This is a genomic window from Nitratireductor sp. GCM10026969, assembly GCF_042660605.1.
GTDB lineage: Bacteria > Pseudomonadota > Alphaproteobacteria > Rhizobiales > Rhizobiaceae > Chelativorans.
The window spans coordinates 1-1382 of the sequence record NZ_JBHSUM010000294.1 but is presented as its reverse complement, the minus strand read 5'-3'; the positions used below and the strand labels follow the sequence as shown (position 1 = coordinate 1382).

Here is a 1382-nt window from a genome sequence, read left to right as displayed (position 1 = left end):
GCCGGCATTTCCTGTCCGGCCGCGGCGGGCTTCTGCTGCGGCTCGGCCGACCGGTTGGGCTGGCGCACGGCCGAAGGCGGCGCGGAGATTTCCGCCGCCGACTTGTCGATGCCGGTGGCAACGACGGAGACACGGATGACCCCTTCCAGCTCCTCGTCGAAGGTGGCGCCGAGGATGATGTTGGCCTCGGGGTCGACCTCCTCGCGGATGCGCGTTGCCGCCTCGTCCACCTCGAACAGCGTCAGGTCGCGCCCGCCGGTGATTGAGATCAGGAGGCCCCTGGCACCGCGCATCGAGGTCTCGTCGAGCAGCGGATTGGCGATCGCGGCTTCCGCCGCCGCCATGGCGCGGCCCTCGCCCGACGCCTCGCCGGTACCCATCATCGCCTTGCCCATCTCGCGCATCACCGAGCGCACGTCAGCGAAGTCGAGGTTGATGAGACCTTCCTTGACCATCAGGTCGGTGATGCAGGCAACACCGGAATAGAGCACCTGGTCCGCCATGGCGAAGGCGTCGGCAAAGGTCGTCTTGTCGTTGGCGATGCGGAAGAGGTTCTGATTCGGGATGACGATCAGCGTGTCGACGCACTTCTGCAGTTCCTCGATGCCGGAGTCGGCGATCTTCATCCGCCGCTGGCCCTCGAAATGGAACGGCTTGGTGACCACGCCGACGGTGAGGATCCCCTTCTCGCGGGCCGCGCGCGCCACCACGGGGGCCGCCCCCGTGCCCGTGCCCCCGCCCATACCCGCGGTGACGAAGCACATGTGCGTCGACGACAGGTGATCCATGATCTCGTCGATGCATTCCTCGGCCGCCGCCTGGCCCACCTCCGGCTGCGATCCGGCGCCGAGCCCCTCGGTGACGTTCGCGCCAAGCTGGATGAGGCGCTCGGACTTGGACATGGTGAGCGCCTGCGCGTCGGTGTTCGCCACCACGAATTCCACGCCCCGCAGACCGGCCGTGATCATGTTGTTGACGGCATTGCCGCCGCCGCCGCCGACACCGAATACGGTGATCCTGGGCTTCAGCTCGGTAATATCCGGCTTTTGCAGATTAATGCTCATATCCTCGTCCTTTCCGCCTTTTCCGCCGCCTCGCCGATGCGGCTTGTATGGGGCCTTCCCCCGTCAAAAACTCTCACGCAACCATTGACTGACGCGCTGGAACCGCCCCCCGGTCCCGGTCGCGCGGGTCAAGAAACCGCCCTTGGACATGCGGCTTTCGAAATCCGCCACCTGCGGATAGATCAGAAGCCCGACGGGCACGGCAAAGGCGGCTCCCTTCGCTGCCTCGGGCAATCCCTTCACGCCAAGCGGCCGCCCCAGGCGCACATTGCGCCCCAGGAGCCGCCGCGCCGCCTCGGGCAAGCCGGTGAGCTGGCT

The 1382-nt window shown here is 67.0% G+C and carries 1 protein-coding gene and 1 pseudogene; both read right to left on the bottom strand.

The annotated features are described in order from the left end of the window. The coding region (gene ftsZ / locus ACFP9U_RS25030) for a cell division protein FtsZ (RefSeq protein ID WP_378625589.1) at window positions 1-1064 on the bottom strand (1064 nt) is incomplete at its 3' end. A gap of 63 nt (window positions 1065-1127) precedes the next feature. Then, window positions 1128-1382 (bottom strand): annotated as a pseudogene (locus ACFP9U_RS25025) (cell division protein FtsA); the annotation flags it as partial.